A 15021-nucleotide genomic window follows, 5' to 3' on the forward strand; every position below is an offset into this window, starting at 1 on the left:
GTCACCACGTCGATGCTCAATCCACTGCGCAGAACCAATCATGACCCCGAGGCTAACAGCCCGCTGACGGTTACCAGCTTGCGGGGATGCGCCCGATCGACGTGGATTGGAGCTGCACGGGAAACCCGCAACGGGAACGGCGAATTCAACCGGTCGTCGCAACGATTGGTTTTTCTGGTTCTGACAGTAGTCGTTGCATCGCTTGGGCGATGCTGACGCCGACAACCGTACCAACGGCTCAGTGTGGACTGAGGTCGCGGCGCACGAGGATTCCACCGGTGATCGCGGCCGCGGCGAGAACCGCCGTGAAGAGGGTGGTGCCTGCGCTCAGTCCGATGCCGGCCAGGAGGGCGGAGAGAATGAGGATCGCAGGGAGCGCGGCGTTGACGGCGATGATGAGGCTGGCCATCGCTGCGAGTGTCGCGCCGGAGCCGAGCAGGAGGATGCCGCGCACCGGTACCCGACTGACGGTGAATTGAACACCTGTGGCGGCGAGGAACATGGCACACGCCATTCCTCCGGCGACCAACGGACTGGAGACGTTGAGCAGGTTCGACAAGAGAGAGGGGCCGAGGGAGAGCACGAAAGAGGTGGCTGTGATCCCTGGCGAAGACCGCGATGCCGTAGGCGAGGTGGCGCTGGTTTCGCTTTGGCACACTCGGTAAGTGCAACTTGAACGCTGCATCTGCTGTGCCGGCGCTTTGGCTCGCTGGAGGACGAGGCAGCGGCAGAAAAATGGCGATGACAAGCGCGGTGGCGAGTAATACGAACTCGACCGCAAAGATCACTGGGGCCGGAGTCACCATCCCTTGAGCGAATAGTCCCGACAGGAGCGGACCGAGTCCGGCGCCGAAGACCATGGCGACCGAGGCGGCAAGAGAGGCCTGCCGACGGCGGGCGGGGCCGCCGAGGTCAACGACCGCTGCCATGCCTGCCGAGACGATCACGCCCACCGCGACGCCGGTGAGGAACCGTGCGATCACCAGCAAGAGGACAGAAGAAGCAACTCCGAAGAGTGAACATGCCACTAGCGCGAGCACAAGCCCTGGTATGAGCACCGACTTGCGCCCGAACCGGTCGGCGAATTGTCCGGCAACGGTCAAGGTGAGCAGAAGGCCAACCATGTAGGCGGCGAAGATCACCGTCAGCATTCCCGCGGAGAAGCCCAGCTCCCTCTGCCAAGAAACGAAGAGCGGTGTCGGCGAGTTAGACAAGACAAACACCGCGGTCACGATCAGGGCCGCCAACAGCATCGGCCGCGCGCCGAGCTTGCGGAGTAGTGCCGGGTCGGGCTGCCGGGTCGCGTTCTGTGCCATCGTCCTACCTCCATCGTTCAGTACGAGTTTTCTCGAACATATCATTAGTTCGATAAAACTCGTACTTGGTCTATGCTGTACGTATGCCCGACACATCGAAAACCGTCACACGACGAACCGTTGTCTCGGAGCCTCCCGAGTACCTGCCGGAACCGCTGCCAGAGCCGTCGATCGACGAGCTTCAGTTGGAGGCGCTCATGGGGGCTCTGGCCGATCCGCTACGGCTGACGATCGTGCGCAAACTGATGCTTGAATCCGAGGACTACGACCATTCCTGCGGCTGGTTCGGATTCGACCGCCCAAAATCCTCCCTCACCCATCACTTCAAGGCACTTCGCGAAGCGGGATTAATTCGGCAGCGTCAGTACGGGCTCGAACGCCGCAGCCGCGTACGCACCGAAGACATCAACCAGCGCTTCCCAGGACTCCTCGACCTCGTCGCCCACTGGCATCAAGACTGACGACAATTGCATTGCGAGTCAGACACCCAGCAGCTACATGAACAGTTCCTGAAGCGGCCTCCTCACTGAAACACACTCGCCGCCCCAAATAGGGAACCTCTTGCGGGACGGTGGAGGCAGCAGTCTTCGCTGGGCTCTAGTGCATCGCCGGGGCTTCCCAGCGAGGTGACGAGATCATCGGAGCAGATCCGGAAGGAGCTCGCATTGGGGTTCACTCTCGACTCTGGCAGGGTCGCAGGCATTTGGACCCGAGTTGATCAGGGCCTCGAGGCCTTCGCGAGTGCTCACGAGGCCTGCGATACGCGCGTCATACGCCTTGAGGTGCTCCACTAGTGCGGGTGTCGCGCACGGCTCGAGGCGCCCTGGCTCGGAGACGCAGTCGATGAGTTCAAGAATTGTGCGGGTTGGCAGCCCAACGTCTAGGAGGAAACGGATCGCTCGCACTCTTTCCACCACCGCGGGGTCGAAAAGCCGCTGGCCCGAAGTAGACCGTTCGGCGGCCAAGAGGCCTCTGCTTTGGTAGTACCGAAGAAGCCGCGGCCCGACTCCTGTGAGCGCCGACAACTCACCGATGCGCAGCATTTCGTGCAACGCAGGCTTTGCTTCTGACACTAATGTCACCTCATACCCTTCAATCATGACGCACTCACTGACACTCCTCAACGGTACAGTCGCCTCGTCTGACGACTTGGCTCCACTGGCATTTGCGGGCTTCGCTCACTTCACGGCAATGCAGATTCACGATCGATCCATACGCGGGCTGGACCTGCATCTGCAGCGGCTCCGAGATGCCAGCGACGCGATGTTTGGCAGGCACCTTCCGGATGCCCAAATTGTGGACTATCTCCGTGTGGCACTCAACGCAGCACCCGAGGACGCATCGTTGGCGTTTTTCATCACGTCGTCCCCAGGAGAGTTCGTGGCTCCTCGCGCTGAAGTGCAGCTGGATGTTGTGACGAGAATCACAGATTCTGCCACGGTTCCCCTGGGGCCGTTGGCCTTGGACGTTGTTGCCCACCAGCGCGACCTGCCTCATGTGAAGCACGTCGGCGAAGTGGCCAAGACGCTGCTTCTTCGTCGGGCCGTCACGCGGGGATTTGACGATGCTGCCTTTGAAGATTCTGAAGGACGACTAAGCGAAGCGACTATCTGGAACCTGGCCTTTTGGGATGGACGCTCAGTGATTTGGCCCGAAGCCAACATCCTTACCGGCGTAACTATGCAAATTCTCCAGCGCCAACTCAGCGCACTCGGCGTGGACCAGAAAACCCAACCCATTCGTCGAAACGAATCACTTGGCCAGCTGGCGGGCGTCGTGATGAATTCGTGGACTCCTGGCATCGCCATCGCTCGAATTGGTGATCATCGGCTGATAGCCGATGCCGACTTCACAGGACTTCTCCACTCTGCTTACCAGCACGAGCATCTCGTAAGCGTCTGAGTAGTAACCGTTTTCGTAACCAAGGTCACTTTCAGACGTGCCCTTCGACCGGGGCTTAAACCACCAACGGCTCCTGGGGTCGAGCCGGTAGTGGAAGGCTCAACGGGTGCGCTGACGCCTGAACCGCCGACGTCCGGTCGGGTGATCCGTCACCGGCCACCTCAGAGGATTGCCCGGTTTGGCTCCCGAACGTAGGGTTGAATCATGGCTGAGCATGAAGAGTTGGCAGTTTTTCTGGGTGACTGGCATGCTGAGGGCATCTCTTATGGTGGTGACGAGCAGTCGCTGGATAATCCGCACGCGGGAGCGAGTCCGTGGAACAGCATCCACTCCGCCCGGTGGCATTCGGGCAACTACTTCATCGTGCAAGATGAGCGCGCGAACGGTCCGTTCGNCGAAGTATGGCTACCGCTTTGCGACCGCACCGCTAATCGCATCAACTGATCGAGCACCAACGACCTCCAATGGTGGGTAAGTCTGCCCAGCGCTGTGTCATACGAGAACCCTCAACGGGAAAGGCCACCAGAGCATGCGGCCACCGCTCACCGTCGTCCCGAAGGATTCCTCACCACACATCGCTTCGGTGAGGACCGACGTCCCTGAGCGTGCGATTCGGCCGTAACGCTCAAACCGTTCCTGGCATTCGACGTTGGGTCAGACGAATCAGCTTTCCCAGGCCCTGAGGTTCGGCATCCGCTGGTCAGGGGCGGCGCGCCGAGGAAATTAGGCCTCGCCGACGACGATTGCGGTTCACTTCACCCGGCAGATGATCTCGCCGTGGAGAATTGAGAACCAGCCGTCATCGTCTGTTGCCCATTTCGTCCATGCCTTGCTGATTTCTTGCAGCTCCATCTGGGGGGCAAGGCCGGAATCGGTGATTTGACGCGCGATCGCTGAATTGACGATGCGGTCAGCCCACACTCCTCCCCACCAGGCACGCTCGGCCGGGGTGGAATAGCACCAGGTGCTTGAAGTGGCCGTGACGTCTGCGAGCCCGGCGGCGTGAGCCCATGACAGGAGCTGACGTCCGGCATCGGGTTCGCCGCCGTTGGCGCGGGCGGCGGTTCGGTATAGATCGAGCCAGGTATCAAGTTCGGGGAGCCGCGGCCACCAGCAGAATCCGCTGTAGTCGCTGTCGCGCACCGCCACGATGCCACCGGGCCGAGTGACGCGAGCCATCTCGCGCAGAGCCAGCACGGGGTCGGCGACGTGCTGCAACACCTGATGCGCATGAGTGACATCGAAGCTCCCGTCGTCGAACTCGAGGGCGTGAATGTCCGCGACCCGGAAGTCGATGTTGGACGTGCCGCGCTCGGCCGCAGTTGCCCGGCTGAGCTGTAACTCGTTGGGCCCAATCTCCGTTGCGGTGACCTCCGCGACGAGCCCCGAAAGATCCGCGGTGATCGTGCCCGGACCCGCGCCAACATCGAGCAGGCGATCGGTGGGCCGCAGCAGCGGAAGCAAATACGCCGCGGAATTCTCGGCAGTGCGCGAACGATGGGACCGCAATACGGATTCGTGATAGCCGTGTGTGTAAACCATCACAGGAGCTCCTTCAGATCGTGGACTCTTTCGTTTTCAAGCCTCCACGGTACGGTGGCGGGTAGGAAGACCGTAATCTTCCTAGGAGCCCTGCACCCCCCTGCTGGCGGGGCGGATTCTGAGGAGGATGCCCCGTGCCCAACGCGCTTGGCGATTTCCTTCGGGCCCGACGCGCTGACGCCAGTCTGGAGTCCCCGACCGTCTGCGGCGCGAGCCGACGACGTGTCACCGGCCTGCGGCGAGAAGAGGTCTCCACCGCTGCAGGTATCAGCGTTGATTACTACACGCGTCTCGAGCAAGGCCGCGAAAACCACCCCAGCGACGCCGTCTTGGACGCTCTTGCCCGAGCACTCCTCCTAACGCCCGACGCCACAGAACACCTCCACCGTCTTCGCGGAGCGAACCCTGCACCAGCGCGAAACCCGCATGGGGATGAAGGTTTACTCGCCGAGCGCATGGCGACCTTGGTTGAGGCAGTCCGACCCAACCCCGCATATGTCCTAGACCGGCTGAGCAACATGCTCGCGGCGAACCCAGAAGGACTCGCACTCTATGACGGCTTCGCAGACGTCTCACCGCGACAGCGGAACACCTGCCGGTATCTGATGACCAGCCCCCGGGCGCGCGAGATCTTCCTCGAGTGGGAGGAGATCGCACGCGGGGCCGTCGCCCACCTTCGGGCCGCCAACGCCGATAACCTGCACGACCCTGGGCTTCAGGCTCTCGTTGCGGAGTTGAGTGAGGAAAGTGCGCTGTTCGAGGAATGGTGGAGCGAGCACATCGTCGAGCGACGGCGCACCTCAATCAAGCACATTCGCGCGACGGACGGCGACACCATCGCTCGACGATACGAAGTGCTCCATCTCCCCGAAGAGGGGCTCCGTATGACCCTCTGGCTACCGGGAACCTCGGAGGTGCCCTAGCAAAACGCCCAGGCTCGGTGCCCGTAAGCCGGACCGTGAGCGCCACGGATTTGGGCCAAGCCCCAGAGTCACGGCTTTCCTCGCTCCTCGTTTCACGGGGGAACCTTCAGCGGACAGCCGTGGTGAAGGCACAATAGGTGGATGACACTTGATGAGGAGCTCGACCGGATCTTCACTGTTCGCGATCGGAATAGGATGCAGCCCACAATCGATGCGCTGCTACCAATTTTGGCGGAACACCCGGCTGACGCTCGCGTGCTCTACGAAGTGGGCGGCGCTTACGACACTGCCGGTCAGGAGCAGACCGCGCAATCGTTCTACGAACAAGCCCTCCACGCTGGCCTCTCAGGGGACATGCTGCGCCGATGCTACGTCTAGTACGGATCCACGCTGCGGAATCTCGGCGAGTTCGCTCGCTCGGTGGAAGTCTTCGAGCGTGCCCGACAGGACTTCCCGGACTCGCCATCGCTGGTGGTGTTCCAAGCGATCTCCCTTCATGCTTCCAGCCGCTTCGATGAGGCTGTCGCTGCGTTGCTCGACGTGGTTGTTGAGGGTGTCGAGTCGCCAGATATCGAACGGTATAAGCCATCCATCCGCGGCAACGCCGTTTACATCCGGTCCCTCGCGACCTCCGCGCAGCCAGGAGAGCAGTGCAATGCCCGTTAGCGGGACGGCGAGTAGAAAGGCCGAGCAGGTCATCGACGGCTCTCGCTCCAGTCCCGTAAGCCGAACGTCTTACGGGCCGTTTTCGGTGAGCGCTCAGCGAGCTGTTGCCTCGTGCCTCGCCGAAGTCATCGCGCTGCTATGCCACGGGCGTTTCCTCGGCGGGTATCTCGGTGACGACGCGGAACAGATCTCTACTGCCATGAATCGAACGAAACGACAGACAGCAATAAGGTGAACCTCATTCAATGTGTCACAAACACCGGATCGATCCTCGGGCTGGTCGCTGGGCACTCAATGCTCTCTCGGTGCTGCGACACCAAAGGGGCGCGCTGCGGGGCTGCTGCTTCGTTCGTGTGATAGTTGTCTGATGGATTCCACACGCTCGGTGCCGCCGTTTCGCCGCCGTCGATTCATTGCGGCAGTCGTCGCTGTCGTCGTCCTTGGCTCCGCTGGGTACAGCACGGCTGCGCTTACCCAGCCGATGCCGACCGCGACCGCGACACTCACGGTACCGGTCATCGAAACAGGCGCTGCCGCGCAGATCGCCTGGCCGTCGGTCGGCCGTGGAGCGCTCGGTGCGGTCGGGTTCGACGGTGTCCTGAGTTCCAGCGGTGGCGAAGACCCCTTCCCGATTGCAAGCCTCGCAAAGATGATCACCTCGCTCGTTGTGTTGGAGCACAAGCCCATCGTCGCCGGCGAGAATGGTCCGGACATCCACATCACCGACGATGACGTTCAATGGCTCGACGACACGATCGCAGAAAACGGTTCCTGGGCACCGGTCGTTTCCGGATCCGTGTTCACGCAACGGCAGGTGCTGGAAGTGATGATGCTGCCCTCAGCCAACAACTACAGCAAGACACTCGCGATCTGGGCATTCGGGAGCGTCGGTGCATTCCTCGACGCCACCCGGACGTGGCTTGCCGATCATGGGCTCACCGGTACCACGCTTACCAACACGAGCGGGCTTGGAGCCTCCAACGTGAGCACCACGAGGGACCTGGTTGAGATCGGCAAGCTGGCTCTTGCGAACCCAGTACTGGCGGGAGTCGTGTCCGAGAAGACGGCGATACTGCCCAACATCGGAGAGATCGAAAACCTCAACAGCCTGCTCGGCACGGCAGGAATCACGGGCATGAAGACCGGGACCGACTACGATTCAGGCTCGTGCATCCTCTTCTCGGCCGAAGTGCCGGTGGGGGCTACGATCATCACCGTGGTCGGAGCGATCCTCGGGGCAGACACCTGGCGAGAGCGCAACGCGGCTCTCCTCGATGTCCTCTCGAGCGTTCCACCCGCCTTCGAACGCGTCCAGCTCGTCACAGCAGGTGATCGTGTGGGCGCGTACTCACCCGAGTGGATCAACGGCGCCATGAACAGCAGCGATGTCGTGGCCGGCACAGACGCGTCGGCCCTCGTCTGGAAAGGCACAACCGTCACAGCAACGGCAACAGCACTGTCCTTGGAGGACGGCTCGACCGGTTCCACTGTCGGCTCGCTCGAATTCACACTCAGCGCGGCCTCACAAGATCAAGGCACGTCGATCCGCGTCCCGCTCACGCTCGCCGCCGACATCACCCCCGCCACCGCCTGGCACCGCCTCACCAACCCAGCCTTGTAGCAACGCGACCCGACTTCGGGATCGGCCGGATGGGTTGATCCCGAAGGCGGGTCGCTTCGAGGACGGTGGCGGTGGCGTCATCTATGAGGTTCGCGGGACAGACGTCGATGACCTCGCCGTCTCCGTTGCGATGCCCTGGCGATGGTCGCGGAGTTCGAGCGCGACCTCATCGTGCAGCGCACCAAAGAAGGGTTAGCGATCGCCAAGGCCAACGGCCGGCTACTGGGTACCAAGCCTAAGCTGAGTGATCGTCGCGCGAAGGAGCTCAGGGACGATTTCGACAGTGGCGACTACACCCTCGCGGAGTTGGCCGAAGACTACCGCGTGTCCCGAGCCACGATCTACAGAACCTTGAAGCGAGCAGTAGGGTCGCAATGAACCTGGACCTCGCAGGCACAACCACCCTTCACGAAACGGAGTCCTCTTGAAGCTCTTGCTGACGTCGGGCGGCGTCACGAATCCGAGCATCCACTCGGCTCTGGTGGAGCTACTCGGCAAGCCGATCGCCGAGTGTCACGCTTTGGTCGTCCCCACTGCTCAGTGGGGCCACCCGATGTGCGGACCGGCGTCGGTGCGGAGCCTGGTAGCTGCCGAGCCCGACTACCGGCACTTCTCCGGTCTTGGCTGGGCGTCGCTGGGTGTCCTCGAGCTAACGGCACTGCCCACCATCGGCGCAGAGCGATGGGTCCCCTGGGTCCAGAAGGCCGACGTGCTCCTTGTCGACGGCGGCGACGCGACGTATCTGTGCCACTGGATGCGGGAATCCGGACTGGTCGACCTGATGCCTTCGCTGCCCCACACGGTCTGGGTGGGAGTCAGCGCAGGAAGCATGGTGATGACGCCCCGGATCGGGGAGTACTTCGTCGAGTGGCCGTCCGCTCCGGACGACCGCACTCTCGGAGTCGTCGACTTCTCGATCTTCCCGCACCTCGACGCTTTCCCGACGAACACCCTGGGCGACGCAGAACGGTGGGCCGCCAGCATTGGTGGCCCGGCCTACGCCATCGACGAACAGACGGCCATAAAGGTCGTCGACGGCTCCGTCCAAGTGGTCTCCGAAGGACAATGGACGAAGTTCGGGCCTCGACCGACCTGACGACTTCATGAACCTGACGGCCCGGCGCCCCACGATCGCATGCCACGCCTGTGACGACGATCTACAGGAGCCTGAAACGATCCGGGGAGCATGCGTGAAGCGAGGTATCGGACGCATTAATTGCCGAACCGAGGACGGCGCCGAGCGGGCGACCTCCCCCACGAGTGCTGGCTGCCACCGCCAGTGGGCAGTTCCTCATGGCCCTTGACGCTCAGTGGCGGTATTGCCGGTTGAATCCATTATCACTGCTAGCAGTGCACCAATGGATGGGCCCGACCGCCGGTTCTTCGAAACGCGTTTGGACGGTCTCGAAAAGCACCTCACGACGATGTTCCCAGCCACGAACGAATGCCCTGACAGGAAGAAGGAGCATGATGTCCCAGACACGCACTGAAAGAAGCTTTACCCTGACCCGCATCCTGCGGGCACCGCGCAATATCGTTTTCAAGGCTTGGACTGAGCCGGAAAACCTCGCCTGGTTTTCCAACCCCGCTATGCCCACTCCCACGGCGCCTATCCAGGTTGATCTCAGAGTTGGCGGCGTATGGCGTCAACAAATGGTGGTCGATGGCGATCTTCAATACCCCACCGGCGGGGTATACCTCGAAGTCGTTCCAGACGAACGGTTGGTCTTTCGGTGGGGAGCGGCTGGAGGATGGCCAGAGCTCGTCGGAGACCGCGAGCTCGAAGCACCGATCGTGACCGTCAACCTCCGCGACGTCGCAGAAGGCACACACCTCGAACTCACTGTCGCCTTTCCCGAGCAGCTGGCGGATGAGGAGGTGCGCGACCTCATGGAAGGCGGCACCCGTGATGGATGGAGCGCCACAATTGACCGAGTTGCACATAGCACCGCCATCACCACCTGGCACATTCGCCAATCCAATCCGCACGTGTGATGAGCAGGGGACTGCTGAACATGGGTGACGCACAACTGCTCGCACAGTTAGCGAACGAGCGCCAGCATGTGCTGCGAGCGGTTGACGGGCTGGCGGAGGATGCGATGCATCGGGTGATAGTTCCGTCTGGTTGGACGATCACGCGGCTTCTCAACCACCTCGCCTACGACGACGAGAGGTTCTGGATCTCGGCCGTTCTAAGTGGTGACGTGAGAGCGATCGAAGCCCTTCACGACGGCTGGGCATCGGACCCGATGACGGGCGCGGAAGCAATCGAAACATACAAGCGCGAGATCGCTCGGAGCGACGAGGTGCTCAGGAGAATCGATTTCGACGCCCTTCCCCGGTGGAGGCCTTCAGCCAGCGTCTTCGAGGCACCACCGCTGCCTAACGGGCGCGAGGTCGTGTTTCGCGTCCTTGCTGAGACCTCAGTGCACGCAGGCCACCTTGACATCATGCGCGAGCTCATCGATGGTCATCAGAACCTCGTCGTTGGATAACTCCCAAAATGGGGTTCAAGTGACGTCAACGGGCACCGGCCGGGCAGGAACCTGAATCTTTTTCTGCATAGGAAGCAAAGATTTTTCGCCGGAATGTCCTGCCCGTCGCCATCGAGCGGAGCTGGTTTCCGTGATGAGCCCGGCCGGCTCGAGTGCGTTCAGGTGGCGTGAGATAAAAAGCACGCTGATCGTGTGCGGGGCGGCGAGTTCGGTAACTGTCGCCTCCCTTTTCTGTAGCTGCTCCATTAGTGCGCGGCGCGATGGGTCAGCCAGCGCTAGAAATATCGTGCTCAAGCCATCCATTTGCGCTTCAATGTAATTACGTTTGAGCGCAATTACTAGCCCCGAGTTCCTCAGGAATCAGCGGCTCCCATGATCCGTACTGATCGAACAGTTGAAGATCTACGTCGAGGATGAAGCACGCAGTGGATGTGCTCTTGGCTGTGGTGTTGGCTTCCTCCGGGGCCGACGCTGCTATACGCACCTTGCCCGTAATACGGCTGCCCTCTTGAGAAACATCCTCGACGGCGACTCGTACGGAGGTGTCGGCCGACGACAAACGCGCCTTCTTGATCACGTCCACCACGGCGTCCGCATCGACCAATTCGTGACGCGGCTGGCTGCCGTCGCTGTTATGAAACAGAAGCCATCTGACGTCTTGGTCGAGGCTGCTGACGCTGACCTGAACCACCCAGGCAGCAGCCGCGTCTCGGGTCCACGAAACCACCTCTGTTGGTGGTGACCACGCCGCGAGGGGGTGGGGGCAATCGACTGGTGTGGAGGTGACCTTGTGGCCCGTCCGCTCTATCGACGCGCACGCTGTGCCTACCACTATTTCCTCGGCGCTGAATCCTCGTTCGGCATCAGAGCTGTAAGGTCCCGGCCCGGGCCCCGGTACGTCCCTCCTCCAGATAGCGATCCGAGCACGATCGACGGACGAGTCGATGACGCGATAAACCTCTCCTGAAGAGGTGAAGCGTGCACGCAAGTCGGCCCTCGGTTCATTGAACTCGCGCAAATCTGCCATCGTCGAAACCTCGAAGAACCCAGCAATCTCCGGAATGTACTCGCTCAACTCGGCGGAAATCTCCGCCCGCCCATCACCTCCGCTGAACAGTGATGCCAGGGTGATCCCGCCCAGCGGGACACCGACAAGGCCGAGCCACGTCATCGGGCCGGGCGGGCGGCGTCCCGGTGTCGTCGCGCCGGCATACGGCTCGCCGCGACTCAAAACGTAATCCAATAGACACCGAGCGAACCCACTGCGAAGCGGGCGACTCGAAGCAAGACGATGACCGCTATTGCGATGGTCAGCCAGAGCCACCATCGACGGCCGGTATTCGCGATGGCCAACGCGATAAGGATGGGGACGGAGAGATATATCACGGACACGACCAGTAGGGCAGCGGTGGACCCCAGGGAAGATACGTCACTTACTGAGGCGATGCTGGCCACCTCAGGGAACAAGGAAATGGCTGTGGTGATGGTTCCAATAACTCCGACCGCCCAAGCGAGCACGAATTGGATAGTGCGTGCGGGTCGCGGTTTGTTGGCGATCATCCGAGTTCGGAGACGAGCAGTCGCGTGGTGTCGGCTATCACTTCATTGTTACCTTTTGCGTTGGGGTCGTTGGTCCGGGTAAGGATGCACAAAGCGATGGGGTCAGTGTCGTCTGGCCAGAGGATACCAGCGTCGTTAACGATGCCATAACCTCCTGCACCGGTCTTATCCGCGAGTTCGTATGAGCCGGTCAGTCCCGCGCGTGCCCGGGTGCTCGAGGTGCTGTTACGGAGCATCCAGTCGTGGAGCTTGCTTCGGGCAAGTTGTCCGGCTCCTCCGTCGACGAGGAGCGCACGCAGGACGGCCACCATGTCATCAGCGGTGGTTGTGTCTCGCGGATCGTCGGGAAGTCCCTCATTGAGTTCGGGTTCGATGCGATCCAACCGGGTGGCGGTGGCGCCGAAAGAACCAACGACTCGGGCGATGGTTTTTGGCCCGCCAATTTCTCGCAACAAGAGGTTCCCTGCGGTGTTGTCCGAGAAGCGAAGCGCTGCATCCGCCATCTCATCCGGGGTCATCGTCAAAGTCGTCAGCTTGGAGGCGACAGGTGAATTTACGACGATATCTGCTGCAGTGAATGGGATCGGGGTGTTCCAGTACTGCTCGTCATAGCCACGTTCACTCACTAGCGCGCCGACGGCAATGACTTTAAACAGCGAGCACATCGGAAACAAGTCTGTCGATCGATGCTGGACGCGTCGGTTCGTACCGAGATTGACCGCGGTCACGGCGATGGTCACACCAGACTGCATTTCGAGGTCTTCGATTCGTCGGTTGAAGGCGTCGGTGGTAGCTCGAGGAACGGGTGCGGTCGAGCATCCGGCCAGCGCGAGCATCGCTGCCCCACCGACTAGGAGAGCGCGCCGCGTTGGGCCGGAAGGAAGAGTAGTTGCCATGGCGACACTCTTCGGGACAAACTGTAGTCAGTCCAATCATTATTAAGCGTTATTGATTCCGTTAGGGAATAGACAAGAATCCTCGTATGGACATCGTTGCTGGCTGCGAAGCGTTCGTGAGCGTAAGTCGAAGAGGAAGCTTCACCTACGGCGCCGCCGAGTGCGGTATCCCACAGTCCGTAGCGAGCAAACGCATCGCGTCACTAGAGGACCATCTCGGTGGCCAGCTTCTTGATCGGACGACCCGGCGAGTCGAGCTGACCGAGCTCGGTCGGATTCTGCTTCCATCCGCATCGGCGATCGTGTCACTTGCGGAGGGGCTACGCGATCAGGCAAGACGACAACTACACCGACCCGTCACCTTAATGATGCCGACGGCCCTCGCTGTGGCAGATCTGTCACAGATAGCAATAGCGGCCCGTAAACACGATTTCGCACTGCGAATCGAGACGGCAGAGCCTGCAGTGCGAGGCGAGATGGTCAGGGTCGGGCAAGCGGAGTACGCCGTGCAGCCGGTACCGGCGGCGGATGCGGTGTGGCAAGTAAATCTCGGTGTGGCATCCGCACAAACTACGGGAGATAGCCAGTTTCAACTCGAATCGATCCGAGTGCGACGAGGCGAGATGAAACGACCGACGCGCAAGCTGTGGATCCAAACCGAAGACAACGTCCCGCACATTCGCGATCGCATCACCTGGCTGGCGAACTCGATCTCGTTACAGCCCGGCCAGCTGAAAGTCGCCGACACATTGATTGAAGCAGTCACCGGCGTGGCAGGCAGCAAAGACCTGCTCCTGTGCTCGGAGCGAGAAGCAGACCACCTGCAACTTCACTGGCGGCACATTCGAGAGCTGCACCTCGTACGGGGCTACGCTCTCGCAAGCAGAACCGGCGAACGCGACGCCGAACTGCTCGACGGAAGCGCTTCTCCCATCGCTTGCGCTCTTGGCGGTCGAATCATATGAAACACCTCCAGCAGATCCTCGCTGACGCAGAAAATCAACTCGAAGAAGCCGGACTACGAGGGGGCTTCCTCGTCCGAGACCTCGACACCGGCACCGAGATCGGGATAGAACCAGACACCATCTTCCCCATCGCATCACTGGTAAAAGTGCCTCTCGCTCTCACTGTTCTCGAGATGATCCGAACCGGCGATTTGGACCCGGCACGCACGATCGAACTTCTTCCCGAAAACCGAACACCCGGGCTGACCGGGCTCTGCACCTTCCAATACCCGACCAAGGTCGCAGTATTCGACCTCGTCTCCCTCGCGCTTTCCATCAGTGATGACACCGCCGCCGACGCACTATTCGACATTTGCACGCCGCGCATGGTCGATCACCATATGCAGCAGCTGCACATACCCGGCCTCCGTATCCGCCACACCATCCGCACTCTCTACCAAACTCTCGCCGAGCGGCTCGCCCCACACGAGGCCCACCTCGCCCACACCTTAGCCATCCAGGCAGGCACACCGGGCGGGGGACACCTCATCCCGCAACTCGACATCACTCAAGCCAACGCCGGCTCGGCGCGAAGCTTCGTCAACCTCCTCGAGCAGATCTGGATCCACTCAGCCCCTAGCCCCGAAACGGCATTCACCACCCAACAAATGATGAGCACAAACCTGATGCGGCACCGCCTCACGCCTGACTTTGCAACCGGAACATCCCGCTGGGCATCGAAAACCGGCACCTTCCTCAACCTCCGACACGAGGTAGGAGTCGTCGAGCACAACGACGGCACCCGATTCGCCGTCGCCGCCCTCACCGAATCGCGAGTCCCGACCGCCACACAACCAGCCGCCGAACAAACACTCGGACACATAGCCCGCACACTTCACGACACCATCAGATAACAGCAGGTGAATACACTCGAGACTGCGAAAGCGTCTTGCAAATCCAGGGTTTCGAAACGGACCTCCCGGGCGACGAGCCACTGCGGATGTTAGCGATACACAGCAGGATCGGAAGGTGCTCACAGCGCTCCGATAAGCAATCGTCCTATCGTGCGAAGGTCACGTGGATCGTGCCACTCTCGGCCACTTCCGTTGTTACCGTGTGGGTGAGGTCGAGGCTGGGCAGGTCGTCCCACAGTCGA

Annotated in this window: 18 protein-coding genes and 4 pseudogenes; 14 read left to right on the forward strand and 8 right to left on the reverse strand. The window is 61.3% G+C overall.

Translation table 11 applies throughout. The features are described 5' to 3' along the window. Positions 1–216: hypothetical protein (locus CXY78_RS21330; RefSeq protein WP_233206032.1), on the forward strand; the 216-nt coding region annotated here is incomplete at its 5' end. 22 nt (positions 217–238) lie between these two features. On the opposite strand, the gene CXY78_RS21335 is transcribed toward CXY78_RS21330, so the two are convergent. Further along, complete coding sequence (locus CXY78_RS21335; RefSeq protein WP_233197142.1) at positions 239–658, reverse strand: hypothetical protein; 420 nt, start codon at positions 656–658, stop codon at positions 239–241. A gap of 16 nt (positions 659–674) precedes the next feature. Then, positions 675–1412 (reverse strand): annotated as a pseudogene (locus tag CXY78_RS21945) (MFS transporter); the annotation flags it as partial. On the opposite strand from CXY78_RS21945, the gene CXY78_RS00615 reads away from it, so the two are divergent. Further along, entirely contained in the window at positions 1400–1777 is a 378-nt protein-coding gene (locus CXY78_RS00615; RefSeq protein ID WP_092342458.1) for a helix-turn-helix transcriptional regulator, read from the forward strand. The pseudogene CXY78_RS21945 and the gene CXY78_RS00615 sit on opposite strands and share 13 nt — an antisense overlap. A 174-nt stretch (positions 1778–1951) precedes the next feature. On the opposite strand, the gene CXY78_RS21950 is transcribed toward CXY78_RS00615, so the two are convergent. Then, entirely contained in the window at positions 1952–2416 is a 465-nt protein-coding gene (locus CXY78_RS21950; protein WP_199181819.1) for a MerR family transcriptional regulator, read from the reverse strand. On the opposite strand from CXY78_RS21950, the gene CXY78_RS00625 reads away from it, so the two are divergent. Continuing rightward, positions 2415–3218 (forward strand): aminotransferase class IV, encoded by an 804-nt coding sequence (locus CXY78_RS00625; protein WP_104087547.1) that lies wholly within the window; start codon positions 2415–2417, stop codon positions 3216–3218. The genes CXY78_RS21950 and CXY78_RS00625 overlap by 2 nt on opposite strands. 750 nt (positions 3219–3968) lie before the next feature. On the opposite strand, the gene CXY78_RS00635 is transcribed toward CXY78_RS00625, so the two are convergent. After that, the gene (locus CXY78_RS00635; protein WP_092342464.1) at positions 3969–4760 is read right to left on the reverse strand and encodes a class I SAM-dependent methyltransferase; all 792 of its coding nucleotides are present in this window, start codon (positions 4758–4760) and stop codon (positions 3969–3971) included. Between the two features lie 134 nt (positions 4761–4894). Here CXY78_RS00635 and CXY78_RS21955 point away from each other — a divergent pair. The 8 genes and pseudogenes from CXY78_RS21955 to CXY78_RS00670 form a co-directional block, all read left to right on the forward strand. Then, positions 4895–5131: pseudogene (locus CXY78_RS21955) on the forward strand (helix-turn-helix domain-containing protein); the annotation flags it as partial. An 84-nt stretch (positions 5132–5215) separates the two neighbouring features. Continuing rightward, complete coding sequence (locus CXY78_RS21340) at positions 5216–5683, forward strand: hypothetical protein (protein WP_233206033.1); 468 nt, start codon at positions 5216–5218, stop codon at positions 5681–5683. Between the two features lie 195 nt (positions 5684–5878). Then, a pseudogene (locus CXY78_RS00645) lies at positions 5879–6349 on the forward strand (tetratricopeptide repeat protein). Positions 6350–6716: 367 nt separating this feature from the next. Next, a complete protein-coding gene (locus tag CXY78_RS00650) occupies positions 6717–7970 on the forward strand; it encodes a D-alanyl-D-alanine carboxypeptidase family protein (RefSeq protein ID WP_104087551.1) in 1254 nt (417 codons plus the stop codon). 135 nt (positions 7971–8105) lie between these two features. After that, positions 8106–8348 carry a recombinase family protein gene (locus CXY78_RS00655; protein ID WP_255409950.1) on the forward strand — a complete coding sequence of 81 codons (243 nt, stop codon included), beginning with the start codon at positions 8106–8108 and terminating at the stop codon, positions 8346–8348. Between the two features lie 46 nt (positions 8349–8394). Continuing rightward, complete coding sequence (locus CXY78_RS00660; protein ID WP_092342472.1) at positions 8395–9066, forward strand: Type 1 glutamine amidotransferase-like domain-containing protein; 672 nt, start codon at positions 8395–8397, stop codon at positions 9064–9066. Between the two features lie 371 nt (positions 9067–9437). Beyond that, complete coding sequence (locus CXY78_RS00665) at positions 9438–9965, forward strand: SRPBCC domain-containing protein (RefSeq protein ID WP_158252720.1); 528 nt, start codon at positions 9438–9440, stop codon at positions 9963–9965. Beyond that, complete coding sequence (locus tag CXY78_RS00670; protein WP_233197143.1) at positions 9965–10465, forward strand: DUF664 domain-containing protein; 501 nt, start codon at positions 9965–9967, stop codon at positions 10463–10465. Before CXY78_RS00665 ends, CXY78_RS00670 begins: the two co-directional genes overlap by 1 nt. A 15-nt stretch (positions 10466–10480) precedes the next feature. Here the strand turns inward: CXY78_RS00670 and CXY78_RS21960 are convergent, their stop codons facing one another. From CXY78_RS21960 to bla, 4 genes are read right to left on the reverse strand one after another with little or no spacing between them, the layout of a single operon-like run. After that, positions 10481–10768 (reverse strand): helix-turn-helix domain-containing protein, encoded by a 288-nt coding sequence (locus CXY78_RS21960; protein WP_104087552.1) that lies wholly within the window; start codon positions 10766–10768, stop codon positions 10481–10483. 16 nt (positions 10769–10784) lie between these two features. Then, positions 10785–11636 carry a hypothetical protein gene (locus tag CXY78_RS00680; protein WP_104087554.1) on the reverse strand — a complete coding sequence of 284 codons (852 nt, stop codon included), beginning with the start codon at positions 11634–11636 and terminating at the stop codon, positions 10785–10787. 56 nt (positions 11637–11692) lie between these two features. Continuing rightward, on the reverse strand, positions 11693–12025 hold the full coding sequence (locus CXY78_RS00685; protein ID WP_092342480.1) for a hypothetical protein: 333 nt from the start codon (positions 12023–12025) through the stop codon (positions 11693–11695). After that, a complete protein-coding gene (gene bla, locus CXY78_RS00690; RefSeq protein WP_158252721.1) occupies positions 12022–12861 on the reverse strand; it encodes a class A beta-lactamase in 840 nt (279 codons plus the stop codon). Before bla ends, CXY78_RS00685 begins: the two co-directional genes overlap by 4 nt. A gap of 146 nt (positions 12862–13007) precedes the next feature. Here bla and CXY78_RS21965 point away from each other — a divergent pair. From CXY78_RS21965 to CXY78_RS00700, 3 genes and pseudogenes are all read left to right on the forward strand, one after another. Continuing rightward, positions 13008–13184, forward strand: a pseudogene (locus tag CXY78_RS21965) (LysR family transcriptional regulator); the annotation flags it as partial. A 360-nt stretch (positions 13185–13544) separates the two neighbouring features. Continuing rightward, positions 13545–13886: a hypothetical protein gene (locus CXY78_RS21345; RefSeq protein WP_233206034.1), complete on the forward strand. Its 342-nt coding sequence runs from the start codon at positions 13545–13547 to the stop codon at positions 13884–13886. Next, the gene (locus tag CXY78_RS00700; protein WP_092342485.1) at positions 13883–14779 is read left to right on the forward strand and encodes a serine hydrolase; all 897 of its coding nucleotides are present in this window, start codon (positions 13883–13885) and stop codon (positions 14777–14779) included. The genes CXY78_RS21345 and CXY78_RS00700 overlap by 4 nt, the downstream gene beginning before the upstream one ends. Positions 14780–15021 lie beyond the last annotated feature (242 nt).

Origin of the sequence: Cryobacterium sp. N19 (genome assembly GCF_002929595.1) — a bacterium.
Classification (GTDB): domain Bacteria; phylum Actinomycetota; class Actinomycetes; order Actinomycetales; family Microbacteriaceae; genus Cryobacterium; species Cryobacterium flavum.